Origin of the sequence: Microbacterium sp. UNCCL10 (assembly GCF_000746195.1) — a bacterium.
In the GTDB taxonomy this organism is placed as follows: domain Bacteria; phylum Actinomycetota; class Actinomycetes; order Actinomycetales; family Microbacteriaceae; genus Microbacterium; species Microbacterium saccharophilum.
In genome coordinates, this window is sequence record NZ_JQKT01000007.1 from 734,257 (window position 1) to 751,045 (window position 16,789).

The window sequence follows — 16,789 nt, forward strand, 5'->3', positions numbered from 1 at the left end:
CGAGCGCATCCGATCACCCAGAGGAGCGCCGTGGCCCCGCCGTGATACACCCCCAGACGTCCCCCCGGATCGATCTACCGAGGCAGAGCGTACGCCGCAGGTCGCGTCGGCGACAGGTCAGTCGTCGGCGAGATCGTCGGCGTCCGAGGCGGGCAGCACGCGCCCGCCGCGACGGCGCGTGAACGTCGACGCCGCGGCGTCGGCAGCTCCGCGACCCGCCGCCGCGATGGCTCCGCCCACCCGGCGGACGCCCGACAGGGCGGTGTGCTCCACACGGCTGGCGCCGGGTTTCGGCTCCAGCTCGACGGGGTACGCGACCGGGGGGATCCCGAACGCACGCCGGGAGTTGACGAGGACGCGCCGGCCGAGCACGTGGTTGCCGGCGCCGCCGACGGCCGCGCCGATGCCGAAGGGGAGCGCCTTGCCGAAGAACGATGCCCCGCCGCGGGCGGCGAACTGCCGCACGAACGCGGCCTTCAGACGATCCACGAGCGGGGCCATCGCGGCGCGGGGGAGCGACTTCGTGACGATCTCGCCCCAGTACTTGTCCCGCGGGGTGCCCTTGCCGATCGCCTGGCGGGCGAGCTGCGACACGAGATCGACGCCCTCCTGGCCGAGCATGAGGGTCAGCACGAGCGCGCGGGCACGGTCCGGATCGGTCATGTGGATGCCGTGCACCTCGGCGAGCGACTGCGCGTACAGGGCCGTCGCCTCCAGGAACGCGACGGTCTCCGCGCCGCTGAGCACGAGGGTGACCCCCGTGCCGATGCCCGGTACGACGGCGGTGGCGCCGACGGCGGCACCGCCGGTCGTCACGGTCGCGAGGTAGCGTCGCTCGAGGATCCGGATGATCTCGGCCGCCGTCGCGTCCGGGTGGCGGAGGCGGACGCTCCGCAGGTGGGCGATGACGGCGGGACGCTGGATCGCCAGGACGCGATCGAGCGCGCGCACGGCGAACGGATGCTCCGCGGCCCCGGGCGGGGGGAGCGGGCCCTCCCACGGGGCGTCGGCGGGAAGCGAGTGGATCCGGTGCACCTTTGCCATGACAGCGTCGATCCTAAGCGCGGCCGCTGAGCGACCCCTGAGGACGGGCGGGATCAGACGAAGAGGTTCGCCCGCTCCAGGTCTTCCGCGAAGTCGACCTCGACGGCGTAGAGGTCGGAGATGTCCATGGGCTCCAGGCGCAGGCCGTTCTCGACGATCGCGAGCTCGAGGCCGCGCTCGAAGTAGTCCTGGTCGTCGACGCGCCCGAGCTGGGCGATGAGAGCCGGCTTGTCGGCGCGGGAGATGTAGTTGATCCCCACGGCTTCGCCGATGCCGCCCGTGACCGTCTTGGACAGCTCCTGGATGAAGCCCTCCGCGTCGACGGTGTACTTGACCTCTTCGTCGCTGACCTTGGCGGTGTTGACGGAGACGAAGGACTGGTCTCGCTCGATGAACTCGACGGCGCGGCCGAGCACGCGCGGGTCGAAGACGACGTCGCCGTTCATCCAGAGGACGGCGTGCTTGCCGGTGGCCTTGAGGGCGCGCAGCAGGCTCTTGGACGTGTTGGTCTCGTCGTAGCGGTCGTTGTAGACGTACTCCGCCTCGGGGAACGCCTCCACGATCGTCTCGGCGCGGTAGCCGACGACGGCGGTGATGCGCGCGTCCGAGCCGAACGCGGCGCGGATGTTGTCGTGCTGCTGGCGCATGATGGAGCGACCGTCGCTCAGCGCGGTGAGGGGCTTCGGCAGGCTGCGCCCGAGCCGCGAGCCCATACCGGCCGCGAGGATGACGGTCTGAAGAGTCAAAAGGTGCTCCTGAAAGGTGTTCACTGTCCGTTAGACGAAATGACACTCCTTCGTGCCTCGTCAAATGGTAGCGAAGCCACCTGGGAGGGCGCAGGAAGTCGGTCCTCCGTTGTGGATTCGTGACAATCCTGCGGCCTGTGACGCCGCGCGCTCATTCCCGACCGGGGATTGAGGGGCCTTGCTAGGTTGGGTCGCGTGACCGCCTCGCTGCCACTGCCTGACGACGACCGGGACGCCGTTCCCGGCGTCTCCGGGGTCGTGCCGCCGCTGCCGCCGCTCCCGGCCGCGGACGCCGCGGCGGCCGCGAAGGCGCCGCCTGCGAAGGCGCCGGGGGCGAAGGTCCCGGGAGCGAAGGCGGCGAAGGCCGCGGGAGCGCAGGCGCGGCCGGTCAAGGCGGTGCCGCCGCGCCCGCCGAAGCCCCGCACCGCCACGCCGCCCCCCAAGCCGCCGATCCCGGCGTCCGTCGCCGCGGCGCGGTTCGACGTCGCGGAGCCCGCCCCGGTCGAGCCCGCCCCGGTCGAGGCGGAGCCGGTCGAGCCCGCCCCGGTCGAGGCGGAGCCGGTCGAGCCCGCGCCGGTTGCCGTCGTCGCGCGGGCGGAGCCGCCGCTCATCGTCCCGCCCGTCCCGCCGCTGCCGGTCCTCCCCGTTCCCGAACCGGAGCCGGAGCCGGAACCACAGCCGGAACCCGCACCAGAGCCCGAGCCCGTCCCGGTGCCGGAGCCCGAACCGGAACCCGAACCGGAACCCGAACCCGAACCCGAGCCTGAGCCTGAGCCGGAGCCTGAGCCCGAGCACGCCTTCGTCTTCGAACCCGACCCGGAGGGGGCGACGGAGGTCGAGGGGATGGTGGCAGCCGTCCGCCTGGCCGGCGTGACGAAGGTGTTCGGGGCGACACGCGCCGTGGACGCGGTCGACCTCACGATCCCGCCGGGCACGTTCTACGGTCTCGTCGGGCCGAACGGCGCCGGGAAGACCACGACGCTCTCGATGATCGCCGGGCTCCTCCGCCCCGATGCCGGACGCATCGAGGTCGGCGGCGTGGATCTCGCCCGCCATCCCGCGCGGGCCAAGAAGCTGATGGGCGTGCTGCCCGACCGGCTCCGCACCTTCGACCGCCTCACCGGGCGGCAGCTCCTGCACTACTACGGCGTGCTCCGCGGGCTCAAGCCCGGGGTCGTGGCGAGCCGCACCGCGGACCTCGCCCGCGCCTTCGACCTCACCGACGCGCTCGGACGCCCCGTGGCGGACTACTCCGCCGGCATGACCAAGAAGGTCATGCTCGCCGGCGCCATGATCCACTCGCCGCGGGTGCTCGTGCTGGATGAGCCGTTCGAAGCCGTCGATCCGCTCTCCAGCTCCGTCATCCTCGACATCCTGTCGACGTACGTCGACCACGGCGGCACCGTCGTGCTCTCCAGTCACGGGATGGAGCTCGTCGAGCGCGTCTGCACCGGGATCGCCGTCATCGTCGGCGGTCAGGTGCTCGCCGAGGGCACCGTCGCGGAGGTGCGGGGGGAGCTGACGCTGGAGCAGCGCTTCGTGGAGCTCGCCGGAGGCCTCAGCGACGTGGAGGGCCTCGAATGGCTGCACACGTTCTCCGGCTGAGATTCGACCTGCTGCTCGGCGCGTTCCGCGGCGACGCCCGCCACGTGGCCCGTACGGTGCTGGGCGCGGCGGCGTTCCTGGCCGTCGTCGCCGTCGGGTGCGCCGGCATCCTCGCGCTTCGGGGCGCCTCGGATGACGTCGCGCGCGCCGTCACGGTGCTCGGGGGTGCGGCGGTGACCCTCGGGTTCCTGATCGCGCCGCTCGTCACGGGCCTCGCCGATCCCCTCGACCCGCGCCGTTTCGCGGTGCTCGGCGCCGATCCGCTCTGCCTCGCCGGCACGATCCTCCTCGCGAGTCTCATCAGCGTCCCCGTGCTCGCCCTCGCGGCCCTCGGGGCGTGCCTCGTCGTCCTGTGGAACGCGCACGGCGTCCCCGCGGGCACCGGCATCCTCGCCGTCGTCCTCGGCGGGGTGATCTGCGTCCTGTTCGGCAAGGTGTCGGCGGCGCTCGCGGGGCTGGTGCTGCGCCCCCGGCGTTCCCGCGAGCTCACCGGTCTCTTCCTCGTCGCGGTGCTCGTGGTCGTCGTCCCGATCGTCGGGTACCTCGCCTCGCGGCAGTGGCGCGGACGGGTGCCCGCCCCGGTGGAGCGCGCCGTCGACATCCTCGCCGTCACGCCCTTCGGGGCGGCCCCCGCCGTCCCCGCACTCGCGGTCGATGACGCGCACCTCGCGCCGCTCGCCGTCGCCGCCGTCACGGCCCTCGTGCTCGCGGGGCTGTGGTTCTGGCTCGTCCGGCATCTGCTGACGACGACGCCGCGACCGCGGTCGACCCGCGTGCGAGGCGGTCTCGGCTGGTTCGCCTTCCTGCCCGGCACTCCTGCCGGAGCCGTGGCCGCCCGGAGCCTCACCTACTGGTCCCGCGATGCGCGGTACATCGTCAACGTCGTGGTGGTGCCGATCGCCGCGCTCATCACGGTCGTCCCGCTGCTCCTCGTGGGCGTGCCGGTCGAGGTCGTGGCGCTCGTGCCGGTGCCGCTCATGGCCCTCTTCTTCGGCTGGCTGGCCCACAACGACCTCGCCTACGACTCCTCGGCGCTGTGGATGCATCTCGCCGGGGCCGTCCGCGGCGCCGCCGACCGCGTCGGACGGCTCGTCCCGGTCAGCCTCGTCGCGGTGCCGCTCCTCGCGGTCGCCATCCTGCTCTCGGTCCGGCTGCACGGGAACCCCGAGATCCTGCCGGCGATGGTCGGCGTGTGCACGAGCCTCTTCCTCTGCGGCCTGGGGCTGTCGTCGATCTCGTCGGCCGCGGCGCCCTACCCGGTCTCCAGCCCGGGCGACAGTCCGTTCCAGCAGCCGCAGCGCACCGGCGGCGGGCTCGCGCAGGGCCTCGTGCTCGTCGGAGCGATGATCCTGAGCGCCCCGGCGCTGTGGTTCGCGTGGCTCGCACTCACCGATGACCCGACGCACGCGCAGACCGCGCTGTGGGCCGGGGTGGGGGTCGGCGTCTTCGTCCTGACGGCCGGGATCCTCCTCGGCGGCTGGATCTTCGACCGCGGCAGCGGACGCCTCATGGAGTTCGCGGAGTCGGTCTGACGGCCCCGGCCGCGACCCGCCCCGGCTACACTCGCAGGCATGAGTACGCCTCTCGACAGCCCCGACCAGGGGGGTCTTGCGACCCTCGACCGTGAGCTCGAGGAACTCCTCAAGGAGGAGCATTTCGAGCCGGGCGATCACGAGCGCTTCTCGCACTACGTCAAGAAGGACAAGATCCTCGAGTCGGCGCTCACCGGCAAGCCGGTCCGCGCCCTGTGCGGGAAGAAGTGGACGCCGGGCCGCGATCCGGAGAAGTTCCCGGTCTGCCCGACGTGCAAGGAGATCTACGACTCGATGATGGCCTGAGGGCTCAGCCCTCGACGTCGACGAAGACCGTGGGGATCGCCGGGTCGGACCGGCTGAGCGCGAGCGCCCGCACGGGCAACTCCTCCCGCGCCCGCAGGTGGTGCGCACGGGCCGTCTGCACGCCCGCGGGGCCGAGCGCGCCGGCATCCACCTCGCCGCCCTCGACGAGCGTCACCTGGAGGGCGCGCGCGTCGGGCTGATCCGCCGCCGTCTGCACCTCCTCGAAGCCGTCCGAGACAACGATGAGCTCGCGGGTCGCGGTGCCGTGCTCGAGGGTCCGGAACGCGGCCTTGCGGCCGCCCTTGGACGCCTTGTCGCTCGACGCCTTCGCCACCGACACCCACCCGCCGGCGGCATCCTGCCGGGCGACGAGCTTGTAGACCATGCCCGCCGTCGGGGCGCCGGAGCCCGTCACGACGGACGTGCCGACGCCGTAGGCGTCGACGGGGGATGCCGCGAGGGCGGCGATGGCGAACTCGTCGAGGTCGCTCGTCACGGTGATCTTCGTACCGGTCGCGCCGAGCGCGTCCAGCTGCGCGCGGACCTCGGCGGCCACCGTCGGCAGATCGCCGGAGTCGATGCGGACCCCGCCGAGGCCCGGCCCGGCGACGCGGATCGCCGTGGCGACGCCCTCCTCGATGCCGTACGTGTCGATGAGCAGGGTCGTGTCCAGGCCGAACGCCTCGATCTGGCTGCGGAACGCCTCCTCCTCGGTGTCGTGCAGGAGCGTCCAGGCGTGGGCGGCCGTGCCCATCGTCGGGATGCCCCACAGCCGCCCGGCCTCGAGGTTGCTGGTGGCGCCGAACCCGGCGATGTAGGCGGCGCGGGCCGCCGCGACGGCGGAGTGCTCGGCCGCGCGCCGCGAGCCCATCTCCGCCAGCGGACGGTCGCCGGCCGCGATGCTCATGCGCGTCGCCGCGTTCGCGACCGCCGAGTCGTGGTTCAGGACGCTCAGGGCCAGGGTCTCCAGGACCACGGCCTCGGCGAAGGTTCCCTCGACCGTGAGGACCGGGGAGCCCGGGAAGTAGAGCTCGCCCTCCCGGTAGCCCGTGACCGTCCCGGTGAACCGGTAGCCCTCCAGGAAGGCCAGGGTCTCGGCATCCACGACGTGGTTGTCGCGCAGGTACCGCAGCTCGTCGTCGCCGAAGCGGAAGTCGCGGAGCATCTCCAGCAGCCGTCCCGTGCCGGCGACGACGCCGAAGCGGCGCGCACCGGGCAGGCGGCGGCCGAAGAGCTCGAAGACGCACCGGCGCTGCGCCGTGCCGTCGCGGAGCGCCGCGTCGATCATCGTCAGCTCGTAGCGGTCGGTGAACAGGGCCGTGCTCTCGAAGCCGTCGACGCTCATGCCGGTCACTCTACCGAGGACGGGTAGGGTGGACGATCGTGGATGACGCGCCGATCGGGATCTTCGACTCCGGTGTCGGCGGGCTCACGGTGGCTCGCGCCGTCTCCCAGCTCCTGCCGAGCGAATCGGTGCTGTACATCGGCGACACGGCCCACTCGCCGTACGGTCCGAAGCCCATCGCCGACGTGCGCCGCTACTCGCTCGAGGTGCTCGACACGCTCGTCGACGAGGGCGTGAAGATGCTCGTCATCGCCTGCAACACAGCATCCGCCGCGATGCTGCGCGATGCGCGGGAGCGCTACGACGTGCCGGTCGTCGAGGTCATCGGGCCCGCCGTCCGCACCGCCGTCTCCACGACCCGCAACCGCCGCATCGGCGTCATCGGCACCGCCGGGACGATCGGCTCGGGGGTGTACCAGGACATGCTGGGGGTCGATCAGACCCTCACCGTCTTCGCGCAGGCCTGCCCCCGGTTCGTCGAGTTCGTCGAAGCCGGTGTCACCGGCTCGCCGGAGGTGCTCGCCGTCGCGGAGGAGTACCTCGCGCCGCTGCGCCACGCCGGCGTCGACACGCTCGTCCTCGGCTGCACGCACTACCCGTTCCTCGAGGGCGCGATCAGCTATGTCATGGGCCCCGACGTCTCGCTCGTCGCCAGCGACACCGAGACGGCGAAGGACGTCTACCGCCAGCTCGTCTCCCGCGACCTGCTCGCGAGCCCCACGGCCGTCCCCACCCACGTCTACGAGGCCACCGGCGACTCCGCCGACGACTTCCTGAGCCTCGCGCACCGCCTGATGGGGCGCGAGGTGTCCGCCGTCCGCCTCGTGCAGACCGGCGCCATCGACCTGCCGCCCGCCCGGGCCTGAGAGGACAACATGACCGAGATCACCCGCGCCGACGGCCGCGCCGTCGACGACCTCCGCCCCGTCACGATCGAACGCGGCTGGAGCGCGCACGCGGAGGGCTCGGCGCTCATCTCGTTCGGCGGGACGAAGGTGCTGTGCACGGCGTCGTTCACGAACGGCGTCCCGCGCTGGCTCACCGGCAAGGGCAAGGGCTGGGTCACCGCCGAGTACGCGATGCTCCCGCGCGCGACGAACTCCCGCAACGACCGGGAGGCGGTCAAGGGCCGCATCGGGGGCCGCACGCACGAGATCTCCCGCCTCATCGGCCGGGCCCTCCGCGCCGTCGTCGACACGAAGGCGCTCGGCGAGAACACGATCGTGATCGACTGCGATGTGCTGCAGGCCGACGGCGGCACGCGCACCGCGGCGATCACGGGAGCGTACGTCGCCCTGGCCGACGCGATCGAGTGGGGCCGCGCGAAGGGCTTCGTCGGCAAGAACGCCAAGGCGCTCATCGACTCGGTCGCCGCCGTCTCCGTCGGGATCATCGACGGCGAGCCCATGCTCGACCTCGCCTACGTCGAGGACGTGCGCGCCGAGACCGACATGAACGTCGTCGTCACCGGCCGCGGCCTGTTCGTCGAGGTGCAGGGCACCGCGGAGGGCGCGCCCTTCGACAAGCGCGAACTCGACGCGCTGCTCGAGCTCGGGGTCGCCGGCTGCGCGACGCTGCGTGATGCGCAGACCGCGGCCCTTGCGGTGGACGCGGCGTGACGCTGCTGGATGCCACGGCGGGACGCCAGATCGTCCTGGCGACGCACAACCTGCACAAGGTCGCCGAGTTCCAGGCGATCGTCGCCGCGACGCGGCCCGACCTGGAGGTCATCGGCTACGACGGCCCGGAGCCCGTCGAGGACGGCGTGACGTTCGCGCAGAACGCGCTCATCAAGGCGCGCGCGGCGGCGGCGCACACCGGCCTACCCGCCCTCGCCGACGACTCCGGCATCTGCGTGGACGCGCTCGGCGGGGCTCCCGGGCCGTTCTCCGCCTACTGGGCGGGGCACCGGAAGGATGCGATGGCGAACCTCGAGCTGCTGCTGGACCAGCTGTCCGACATCGCCGACCCGAACCGCACCGCGCAGTTCGTCTCCACGATCGCGATCGTCCACGGCGAGTCGGAGCAGGTCGTCGAAGGCATCTGGCCGGGCCGGCTCGCGACGGCGCCGGCCGGTGAGGGCGGGTTCGGCTACGACCCGGTCTTCATCCCGGACGGGCAGGAGGCGCCGGAGCGCACCGTCGCGCAGTGGTCGGCGGAGGAGAAGAACGCGGTTTCGCATCGCGCCCGCGCGTTCGCCGCGCTCACGCCCCTGCTGACCGAGCTGTCCTAGGCGCCGGCGGCCTCGCGGGCGGCGCGCCCCAGGTGAGAACCGGACTCATTCCCGACTGGCGCGCAATGCGCTCGCGGAGTGCGCCGCGGGCATAGCCTCGGAGCATGCACGACCACGCGCCGAACGGCATCCGCGGGGCGAGCAATCAGCGGCTCCTCGCCATGTCGCTCGCGCTCACCGCGACCGTCATGATCGTGCAGATCGCCGGCGCCGTGCTCACCGGGTCGCTGGCGCTGCTGGCCGACGCGGCGCACATGTTCACCGACAGCTCCGCGCTCGTCATCGCGCTCATCGCGAGCGTCATCGCGGCGCGCCCGGCGAACGACCGGCACACCTACGGGTTCCAGCGCGCCGAGGTGTTCGGCGCGCTCGCGAACGCCGTCATCCTCATCGTCCTGTGCGCGTGGATCGTCGTCGAGGCGGTCGGCCGGCTCGTGCGGGCGGACGACGCGGTCGTCGACGGCGGTCTCATGCTGATCGTGGCCGCCGTGGGCCTCGTCGCGAACGGCGTCTCGATGTACCTGCTGAGCGCGGCCCAGCGCCGCAGCATCAACGTGCGCGGTGCCTACCTCGAGGTGCTCGGCGACCTGATCGGTTCGGCCGTCGTCATCGTCGCGGCGATCGTGATCGCCCTGACGGGGTGGATGCCGGCGGACGCGCTCGCGTCGCTCGTCATCGCGGCGATGATCCTGCCGCGGGCCGTCGTGCTGCTGCGCGAGGTGTTCGAGGTGCTGGGGGAGCGCGCCCCCAAGGACACCGACCCGGCGCTCATCCGCTCGCACCTCCTCGGCACCCCCGGCGTCGTCGACGCGCACGATGTGCACGTGTGGCAGCTGACGCGCGGGGCGCCGGTGTTCACGGCGCACGTCGTCGTCGCGCCGTACGTCATGGCGGAGGGGCGCTCCGGCGAGCTGCTGACGCGCCTGCAGACCTGCCTCGCCGATCACTTCGACGTGGAGCACTCGACGTTCCAGCTCGAGCCGGCGGGACACGAGGACCACGACGCGCACACGTGAGGCGCGCTGGCGATCCGGGTGTCGATCCCGATGTCGGAGGGGGTCCCTACTCTGGAGACAGAACATCCCGCACGTGCCCATCCGCGGGAGCCGCTGACGCGAGCGACGCTCGCGGGAGGTCGCCATGGGGCACGAAGAGGATCCGGTCCAGGACGCGGTCGGTGACGCGCTCGGCTGGCCGGCGCTGGACGCGCTGGTGTCGACCCTGATCGACACGCGACGCCGCGTGGCGGCGCTGCAGGCCGCGGAGGCGCGGCTCCTCGCCGACGCGACCGAACTCGTGATCGCCCGGACGGCCGAGTCCCGCGCGCAGGGACGATCGCAGGCCGACCTCCCGCTCCGCGAGGTGGCGCTCGAACTCGGCATGGCCATGCGGGCCAGCGACCGCACCGTCCAGGGGCGGATGAGCGACGCGGCGATCCTTGTCGGACGGCTGCCGCGGACCCTCGCAGCCTGGGAGGAGGGCCGCATCGATGCAGCGCACGCCTGGGCCATCGTGCGGGCCGGGGTGGCGATCGGCGACCCCGACCGGCTCGCCCGCTACGAGGATCTCGCCCTTGCGGCCGCCGAGACCGAATCGCCGGGACGGCTCGTCCCCGTCGTCCGGGCGCTGGCCGCCGCCGTCGACCCCGACACCTTCCAGGACCGGCTGACGCGCGCCGCCGATGACCGGTCGGTGCGCGTCTACGACCTCGACGAGGGGATGGCGCGGCTCATCGCCGACCTGCCCGCCCCGCTCGCCTATGGCATCCGCGACCGCCTCACCGAGATGGCCCGCGCGGTGCTCGCACCTCAGCAGGGCGGGGAGGGCGATCCGGCGGGCGCAGCCGGCCCGGCGGGCGCAGCGGATCCGGCGGGCGCAGCGGATCCGGCGGGCGCTGCCGACCCGGCGGGCGCAGAGAGCGCCGACGTCGCCGCGCCCGCCTGCCTTCGCACTGGGCCCGGGATCCGCCGCGAACGCCTGGCCCAGGGCGGGAACGGGGCCGACCCGCGCACCATGGACCAGGCGCGCGCCGACGTCCTCGCCGACCTGCTGCTCGGCGGATCGCCGATCGCGCACGGCACCGACCTGGGCGCGATCGCCGCGCGCATCCACCTCACGGTGCCGGCGTTGACGCTCGCCGGCGTCGGGAGTGCACCCGCTCTGCTCGCGGGGTACGGCCCCATCGATCCGGAGCTCGCCCGGCGACTGGCCTTCGCGGCGCCCGGCTGGGATCGCGTCTTCACCGACCCGCATACCGGCGCCGTCCTCGCCGTGGATCGCTACCGGCCCTCCGCGGAGCTGCGGAGATACCACGCCGTGCGCGACGAGCGGTGCCGGACGCCTGGATGCCGGCGGGCGGCGCACCGCTGCGACCTCGACCATACGGTGGACGCCGCGCGCGGCGGCGCGACCGCCGTCGGCAATCTCGCCTTGTTCTGCCGCCGGCACCACACCGACAAGCACGCCACCGCCTGGCGGCTGCGGCAGCTCTCCGGCGGGGTCATCGAGTGGATCGCGCCGACGGGGCGCCGGTATCGCGACCGGCCGCCGGCGACCGTCCGCTTCGTGCCGGAGGGTGTCTCCGTCGAGCACGATCCGCCCCCGTTCTGATCGGTGGGCGTGCTCGCGTCGGATCGGGGCCTCAGACGTCCTCCCGCACCACGTCCTCGGGACGCACGTCGGGGCGCAGTCCGCGCCACCGCGCGTGACGCAGTGTGCCGCCCGGGGTGAACTCGGCGAACTCGACCTCGGCGACGAGTTCCGGGCGCACCCACAGGGCGTCCGACGCGTCCGCCCGCGGGACGCCGACCATCGGGTTCTCGTCGGTCCGCAGCGGCTGAAGCTGCGACTCCAGCAGCCGCAGCGTGGCCTCGCTGAATCCGGAGCCCACCCGGCCGACGTACTGCAGGCCGTCCGGGCCGGGGATCCCGAGCAGCAGCGACCCGATGGTGCCCGTGCGGCCGCCCTTCCCGGGGCGGATCGCGCCGATCACGACGTCCTGCGTGCGGGTCAGCTTCACCTTGAGCCACTCCTCCGACCGGGTCCCCGGACGGTAGCGCGACCGCGGATCCTTCACGACGACCCCCTCCAGCTCCAGCGCCGTCGCCGTCGCGAGCGCCGCGTCGAGGTCGTCGGCCACCGGCGGGACGACGACGGCCGCATCGGCGCCCGCGACGAGGTCCTCGAGCAGAGCGCGGCGTTCGGTGAGGGGCCGGTCCATGACATCCAGCCCGCCCACCGACAGCACGTCGAACAGGACGTACGTGACGGGGGTTCGACGCGCCTCGCGCTCGATTTCCCGCGGCCTCGTCAGGTGCATGCGGCTCTGCAGCCGATGGAAGCTCGGTCGCCCGCGCTCGTCGTACGCGACGACCTCGCCGTCGACGACCGCAGGCCCGGGCCCGAGACCGACGTCGACGCCGGTCAGCTCGGGGTAGCGGGCCGTGATGTCGGTGCCGCTGCGCGCCCGCATCCGCAGGCGCTCCCCGTCCCACACGCCGATCGCGCGGATGCCGTCCCACTTGAACTCCACCCACGGCTCACCCCAGCGCCGCGCGGCCTGCGCCGCCCGGGTAGGGGTGGACGGCGTCGCGAGCATGGGTGCCGCGTCCGGGGCGGCGCCGCGCGACCGGGGCCGTGCGCGCCCGGGCACCGCCGCAGCCACAGGCACCGCGGCAGCCACGGGCGCCGCAGGCGCGGCATCCTTCATGCGGTGCAGCAGCCACTGCGACTTCTCGCCCGCGCCCTGCGTGCGGATGAGCGCGAGCCGCACGGTGCCGAGCGGCCCGCCCTCGGCGCCCGCGGCGGTGAAGATCACCTCGTCGTCGCGCCACTTCTCCGCGTCGTAGACGCCGCGGTCCCAGATCGTCATCGTGCCGGCGCCGTACTCGCCCTTCGGGATCTCGCCGGAGAAGTCGAGGTAGCTGAGCGGATGCGGCTCGGTCATGACCGCGAGGTTGTTCTTCTCCGTCGTGACCGGGATGCCGCGCGGCACGGCCCAGCTGACGAGCACGCCGTCCCGCTCCAGACGCAGGTCCCAGTGCAGCCGGCTCGCGTGATGCTCCTGGATGACGAACCGCGCCGCGCCTGGGCCGGGGTCGCCGCCCGGAGCGGGGGAGGCCGGGACCGGCTCGGGCGTGCGTGCCGCGTCGCGCTTGGCGATGTACGAGGCGAGGCTCCCGGTCGACCCGGCCGAGGCCGCCGAGGCGGCCACCGGAGCGAGAGGCGCGAGGAGGTCGCCGACCTCGTCCGTGCGCTCGAGCATCTCATCGAAGCGGAGATGCCGGAGGCCGGGGTCTGCCAGCTCCTCCCACGACCGGGGCGCGGCGACCATCGGGTGGTCCCGGCCGCGCAGCGAGTACGGCGCGATCGTCGTCTTCGACCCGTTGTTCTGGCTCCAGTCCAGGAACACCTTGCCGGGCCGGGCGCTCTTGGACATCTGCGACACGACGAGGTCGGGGTGATCGGCCTCCAGGAGCCGGGCCAGCTCCTTCGCGAACGCGGAGATCTCGTCGCTCGTCCGCGTCCCGTCCAGGTGCGCGTAGAGGTGGATGCCCTTGCTGCCGCTCGTCACGGGGAAGGGGTCGAGGCCCATCCCGGTGAGGATCTCCCGCGACCAGCGCGCCACCTCCGCACACTCAGCGAGCCCGACGCCGGGGCCGGGGTCGAGGTCCAGCACGATCCGGTCGGGGTTGCGCCGGGCGCCGTGCGCGTCGAACCGCCATTGCGGCACGTGCAGCTCGAGGCTCGCGACCTGCGCGAGGTAGACGAGGGTCGGCACGTCCTCGACGAGCGGGTAGTCCTTCGCCCCTGTCGAGTGGTCGATGGGATGCCGGGGGATCCAGGCCGGCGCGCCGGGCTCGAGGTCCTTCGCGAAGAACGGGGGCGCGTCGACCCCCTCGGGCCAGCGCTTCCGCGTCACGGGGCGGCCGCTCACGTGCGGGATCAGCAGGGGGGCGATGCGGGTGACGTAGTCGATGACCTCGCCCTTGGTCGTCCCGGTGTCGGGGTAGAGCACCTTGTCGAGGTTCGTCAGTCGCAGGCGGCGGTCGCCGACGCGCACGAGCTGTCCCTCACCTGCCATGACGAAAGGCTAGTGCGCAACCTCTGGCCCGAATCGGTCCACGCGGTGTGTACTGGGGGAATGAGAGCGATCTGGAAGGGTGCCCTGACCTTCGGCCTCGTCAACGTGCCGGTCAAGGTCTACTCCGCCACCGAAGACCACGACGTGTCGCTGCACCAGGTGCACGCGGCCGACGGAGGGCGCATCCGGTACCAGCGGATCTGCGAGATCGACGGCGAGGTCGTGCCGTACGCCGAGATCGACAAGGCCTACGACGACGGGGAGCGCACGGTCGTCCTGACCTCCGACGACCTCGCCTCCCTGCCCTCCGAGCGCAGCCGGGAGATCGAGGTGGTGGAGTTCGTGCCGAGCGAGCAGATCGACCTGCTCACCCTCGACCGTGCGTACTACCTCGAACCGGATTCCGCATCGCCGAAGGCCTACGTGCTGCTGCGGAAGACGCTCGAGCAGACCGACCGCACCGCCGTCGTGCGCTTCTCGCTGCGGCAGAAGACGCGGCTCGCGGCCCTGCGCGTCCGCGGCGACGTGCTGGTGCTGCAGACGCTGCTCTGGGCGGATGAGGTGCGCGAGGCCGCATTCCCAGGGCTCGACGCGCCGGTGAAGATCTCCGAGAAGGAGCTCGAGCTGTCGGCATCCCTCGTGGAGAGCTTCTCGAGCGACTTCGATCCCGACGAATTCGTCGACGAGTATCAGAAGGAGCTGCGGACCCTGATCGAGGCGAAGCTCGAGCAGGGCGACGCGCTGGACACGTCGGAGACCTTCGGCGACCGCGAAGAGGCCGACACGGGTGGCGAGGTGATCGACCTCATGGCGGCCCTCCGAGCGAGCGTGGAGCGCAGCCGCGCGGCGCGCGGGGAGAGCACCGCGAAGCCTGCGGCGGCGGAGGACCCGAAGCCGGCGGCGAAGAAGCCGGCCGCGAAATCCGCCGACAAGACCGCGGAGAAGAGCGCGGCGAAGGCCCCCGCCAAGAAGAGCACGGCGAAGACGCCTGCGAAGAAGGCGACGAAGAAGGCGTCCTGAGTCAGACCTGCGCGCGGGGCGGCTCGGTGCCGTCGCCGTCGTGCCGGCCGAACTCCGGCTCCTTGTCGAAGACCTCGGGGTCGAGGACCAGCGCCTCGGCCTCGTCGTGGTCGACGACGACGTCCTCGCCGGCGGCGGCGGCCTTGCGGGCCTTGTACCGCTCGGAGAAGTAGTGCCAGACCGTGATCAGCGCCGTGCCGCCGACGGCGGCCAGCAGGATGAGGTCGATGTACTCCGACACGAACCATGCCACCGGCGGAATGAACCCGATGAGGTAGCCGAACATCGTGAGGCCGAAGCCCCAGAGGACCGCACCGATGAGGTTGTACAGCGTGTACTTGCCCTTGTGCATGTGCCCGACACCGGCCGCGACCGGCGCGAACGTGCGGACGATGGGCACGAAGCGGGCCAGGATGATCGTCAGCCCGCCGTACCGCTCGAAGAACGCGTTGGTGCGCTCGACGTTCTTCCGGCTGAACAGGCCGGACTCCTTGCGCTCGAAGATCGCCGGGCCGCCCTTGTGGCCGATGAAGAACCCGACTTCACCGCCGACGAACGCCGCGAGTCCGATGAGCAGCGCCACCCACCAGACGCTGATGCCGAAGACGCCGTTGGGGGCGTAGTCCTGCGGGTGCGAGAGCAGACCGGAGATGACGAGCAGCGTGTCGCCCGGCAGGAGGAATCCGATCAGCAGACCGGTCTCGGCGAAGACGATGAAGCACACGACGACGAGGGCCCAGGGGCCCGCCGTCGTGATGATCAGTTCGGGGTCGAGCCAGGGGATGAGAGCGATGGAGTGCACAGGGGTCCCGTCGGTCGTGCGTGCGGTCGGCGGTCAGCAGATTCCAGCCTAACCGGCTCGTGCGGAAGGTGGGACTTGAACCCACACGCCCGAAGGCACAGGAACCTAAATCCTGCGTGTCTGCCGATTTCACCACTCCCGCGGAAGCCTCAGTCTAGCGAGCGCGTCAGGCCTCGACGGCGGCGTCGTCGGGGCGGGGGAGCGCCTGATCGAGCTGACGGTCCCAGCGCGGCGAACCGCCGACGAACCAGTACGCGGCGCCGATGAATACGGCGCCGCCGATGAGGTTGCCGAGACCGACCCAGAGCAGGTTCCCGCCGAAGAGCCCCCACGTCGCATGCTCGTAGCCGCCGAAGAGGCCGATGGAGTACGTCGTCATGTTCGCGACGACGTGCTCGAAGCCGGAGGCGATGAAGGCGAGCAGCGCCCAGAAAATGACGGCGAGCTTCGGTCCGTCGGTGGTGAGGCGGTTGCACATCCAGATCGCGAGGCACACGAGGATGTTGCAGAGGATGCCGCGGACGAACAGCTCGGCGGGCGATTCGGTCGCCTTCGCGGCCAGGAGGTCCTGGATCATCTCGCCCGCGGCGGCGTTGGAGTGCAGGACGCCGGAGGCGACGACGAGACCGCCGAAGACCGCCGAACCCAGGATGTTCGCGCCGAAGGTGAACAGCAGCGCCCCGAGGGCAGGGAGGGGGCGGACCGCCCGCATGAGCGTTCCCTGGGCGAGGATCATCATCGCGGACGTCACGAGCTCCGCGCCCGCGAAGACGACGAGCGTGAGCGCGACCCCGAAGACGAGGCCGCTCACGAGCTTGACGGCGGGTTCGCCCGCGGCGGCGAAGGGCCCCGCAGCGCTGACCATCAGGACGACGGCCACGCCCACGTAGGCGCCGGCGAGCATCCCCGAGACGAGGAAGCGCACGGGAGCGCGCAGGCCCTCGGTCTTGTGGATCGCGGCATCGGCCTGCGCCGTCAGAGTCTGCGGAACGGTGAGCACACTCCATTGTCGCTGTGGTCGGACCACAAAGCAAGCACCGGAAGATGTGGATAACTTGCTCGGGCGTGCCCAG

The 16,789-nt window shown here is 72.3% G+C and carries 15 protein-coding genes and 1 tRNA gene; 9 read left to right on the plus strand and 7 right to left on the minus strand.

Annotated features, from left to right (window positions below; translation table 11 throughout):
• Positions 1 to 117: 117 nt before the first annotated feature.
• Positions 118 to 1,044, minus strand: coding sequence for a hypothetical protein (locus tag BR85_RS03665; protein WP_231478561.1), 927 nt, complete (start codon positions 1,042 to 1,044; stop codon positions 118 to 120).
• 53 nt (positions 1,045 to 1,097) lie between these two features.
• Positions 1,098 to 1,790, minus strand: a complete 693-nt coding sequence (locus tag BR85_RS03670) for a phosphocholine cytidylyltransferase family protein (protein ID WP_028495302.1) — start codon at positions 1,788 to 1,790, stop codon at positions 1,098 to 1,100.
• 195 nt (positions 1,791 to 1,985) lie between these two features.
• Between BR85_RS03670 and BR85_RS15835 the strand changes: the two genes are divergently transcribed.
• Genes BR85_RS15835 through BR85_RS03685 form a run of 3 tightly spaced genes read left to right on the plus strand, consistent with a single transcriptional unit; the run spans position 1,986 to position 5,233 of the window.
• Positions 1,986 to 3,395 carry an ABC transporter ATP-binding protein gene (locus BR85_RS15835; protein ID WP_028495303.1) on the plus strand — a complete coding sequence of 470 codons (1,410 nt, stop codon included), beginning with the start codon at positions 1,986 to 1,988 and terminating at the stop codon, positions 3,393 to 3,395.
• A complete protein-coding gene (locus BR85_RS03680) occupies positions 3,371 to 4,927 on the plus strand; it encodes a hypothetical protein (RefSeq protein WP_028495304.1) in 1,557 nt (518 codons plus the stop codon). The genes BR85_RS15835 and BR85_RS03680 overlap by 25 nt, the downstream gene beginning before the upstream one ends.
• Before the next feature lie 39 nt (positions 4,928 to 4,966).
• Positions 4,967 to 5,233, plus strand: coding sequence for a DUF3039 domain-containing protein (locus tag BR85_RS03685; protein WP_028495305.1), 267 nt, complete (start codon positions 4,967 to 4,969; stop codon positions 5,231 to 5,233).
• A 4-nt stretch (positions 5,234 to 5,237) separates the two neighbouring features.
• On the opposite strand, the gene BR85_RS03690 is transcribed toward BR85_RS03685, so the two are convergent.
• Positions 5,238 to 6,578, minus strand: a complete 1,341-nt coding sequence (locus BR85_RS03690; protein WP_028495306.1) for a nicotinate phosphoribosyltransferase — start codon at positions 6,576 to 6,578, stop codon at positions 5,238 to 5,240.
• A gap of 38 nt (positions 6,579 to 6,616) precedes the next feature.
• On the opposite strand from BR85_RS03690, the gene murI reads away from it, so the two are divergent.
• The 5 genes from murI to BR85_RS03715 all read left to right on the plus strand — a co-directional run bounded on the left by murI (position 6,617) and on the right by BR85_RS03715 (position 11,421).
• Positions 6,617 to 7,444: a glutamate racemase gene (gene murI / locus BR85_RS03695; protein ID WP_028495307.1), complete on the plus strand. Its 828-nt coding sequence runs from the start codon at positions 6,617 to 6,619 to the stop codon at positions 7,442 to 7,444.
• A 9-nt stretch (positions 7,445 to 7,453) separates the two neighbouring features.
• A complete protein-coding gene (gene rph, locus BR85_RS03700; protein WP_028495308.1) occupies positions 7,454 to 8,197 on the plus strand; it encodes a ribonuclease PH in 744 nt (247 codons plus the stop codon).
• Positions 8,194 to 8,811 carry an RdgB/HAM1 family non-canonical purine NTP pyrophosphatase gene (gene rdgB / locus BR85_RS03705; RefSeq protein WP_028495309.1) on the plus strand — a complete coding sequence of 206 codons (618 nt, stop codon included), beginning with the start codon at positions 8,194 to 8,196 and terminating at the stop codon, positions 8,809 to 8,811. Before rph ends, rdgB begins: the two co-directional genes overlap by 4 nt.
• Before the next feature lie 104 nt (positions 8,812 to 8,915).
• Positions 8,916 to 9,827 carry a cation diffusion facilitator family transporter gene (locus BR85_RS03710; RefSeq protein WP_028495310.1) on the plus strand — a complete coding sequence of 304 codons (912 nt, stop codon included), beginning with the start codon at positions 8,916 to 8,918 and terminating at the stop codon, positions 9,825 to 9,827.
• Between the two features lie 124 nt (positions 9,828 to 9,951).
• Entirely contained in the window at positions 9,952 to 11,421 is a 1,470-nt protein-coding gene (locus tag BR85_RS03715; RefSeq protein ID WP_028495311.1) for an HNH endonuclease signature motif containing protein, read from the plus strand.
• A gap of 31 nt (positions 11,422 to 11,452) precedes the next feature.
• Here BR85_RS03715 and BR85_RS03720 read toward each other — a convergent pair whose 3' ends face one another.
• A complete protein-coding gene (locus BR85_RS03720; RefSeq protein WP_028495312.1) occupies positions 11,453 to 13,894 on the minus strand; it encodes an ATP-dependent DNA ligase in 2,442 nt (813 codons plus the stop codon).
• A gap of 60 nt (positions 13,895 to 13,954) precedes the next feature.
• Between BR85_RS03720 and ku the strand changes: the two genes are divergently transcribed.
• Positions 13,955 to 14,914, plus strand: coding sequence for a non-homologous end joining protein Ku (ku, locus tag BR85_RS03725; protein ID WP_028495313.1), 960 nt, complete (start codon positions 13,955 to 13,957; stop codon positions 14,912 to 14,914).
• A gap of 1 nt (position 14,915) precedes the next feature.
• Here the strand turns inward: ku and BR85_RS03730 are convergent, their stop codons facing one another.
• The 3 genes from BR85_RS03730 to BR85_RS03740 form a co-directional block, all read right to left on the minus strand.
• A complete protein-coding gene (locus BR85_RS03730; RefSeq protein ID WP_028495314.1) occupies positions 14,916 to 15,716 on the minus strand; it encodes a DedA family protein in 801 nt (266 codons plus the stop codon).
• Positions 15,717 to 15,776: 60 nt separating this feature from the next.
• A tRNA-Leu gene (locus tag BR85_RS03735) sits at positions 15,777 to 15,858 on the minus strand.
• A 24-nt stretch (positions 15,859 to 15,882) separates the two neighbouring features.
• Complete coding sequence (locus tag BR85_RS03740; protein ID WP_028495315.1) at positions 15,883 to 16,716, minus strand: formate/nitrite transporter family protein; 834 nt, start codon at positions 16,714 to 16,716, stop codon at positions 15,883 to 15,885.
• Positions 16,717 to 16,789: the final 73 nt, after the last annotated feature.

What these genes read in the sequence shown, in the direction of transcription:
- BR85_RS03665 (WP_231478561.1), bottom strand. Translation starts at nt 1,044, where the DNA reads ATGGCAAAGGTGCACCGGATCCACTCGCTTCCCGCCGACGCCCCGTGG.
- BR85_RS03680 (WP_028495304.1), top strand. Translation starts at nt 3,371, where the DNA reads ATGGCTGCACACGTTCTCCGGCTGAGATTCGACCTGCTGCTCGGCGCG.
- BR85_RS03685 (WP_028495305.1), top strand. Translation starts at nt 4,967, where the DNA reads ATGAGTACGCCTCTCGACAGCCCCGACCAGGGGGGTCTTGCGACCCTC.
- BR85_RS03690 (WP_028495306.1), bottom strand. Translation starts at nt 6,578, where the DNA reads ATGAGCGTCGACGGCTTCGAGAGCACGGCCCTGTTCACCGACCGCTAC.
- rph (WP_028495308.1), top strand. Translation starts at nt 7,454, where the DNA reads ATGACCGAGATCACCCGCGCCGACGGCCGCGCCGTCGACGACCTCCGC.
- BR85_RS03710 (WP_028495310.1), top strand. Translation starts at nt 8,916, where the DNA reads ATGCACGACCACGCGCCGAACGGCATCCGCGGGGCGAGCAATCAGCGG.
- BR85_RS03715 (WP_028495311.1), top strand. Translation starts at nt 9,952, where the DNA reads ATGGGGCACGAAGAGGATCCGGTCCAGGACGCGGTCGGTGACGCGCTC.
- BR85_RS03720 (WP_028495312.1), bottom strand. Translation starts at nt 13,894, where the DNA reads ATGGCAGGTGAGGGACAGCTCGTGCGCGTCGGCGACCGCCGCCTGCGA.
- ku (WP_028495313.1), top strand. Translation starts at nt 13,955, where the DNA reads ATGAGAGCGATCTGGAAGGGTGCCCTGACCTTCGGCCTCGTCAACGTG.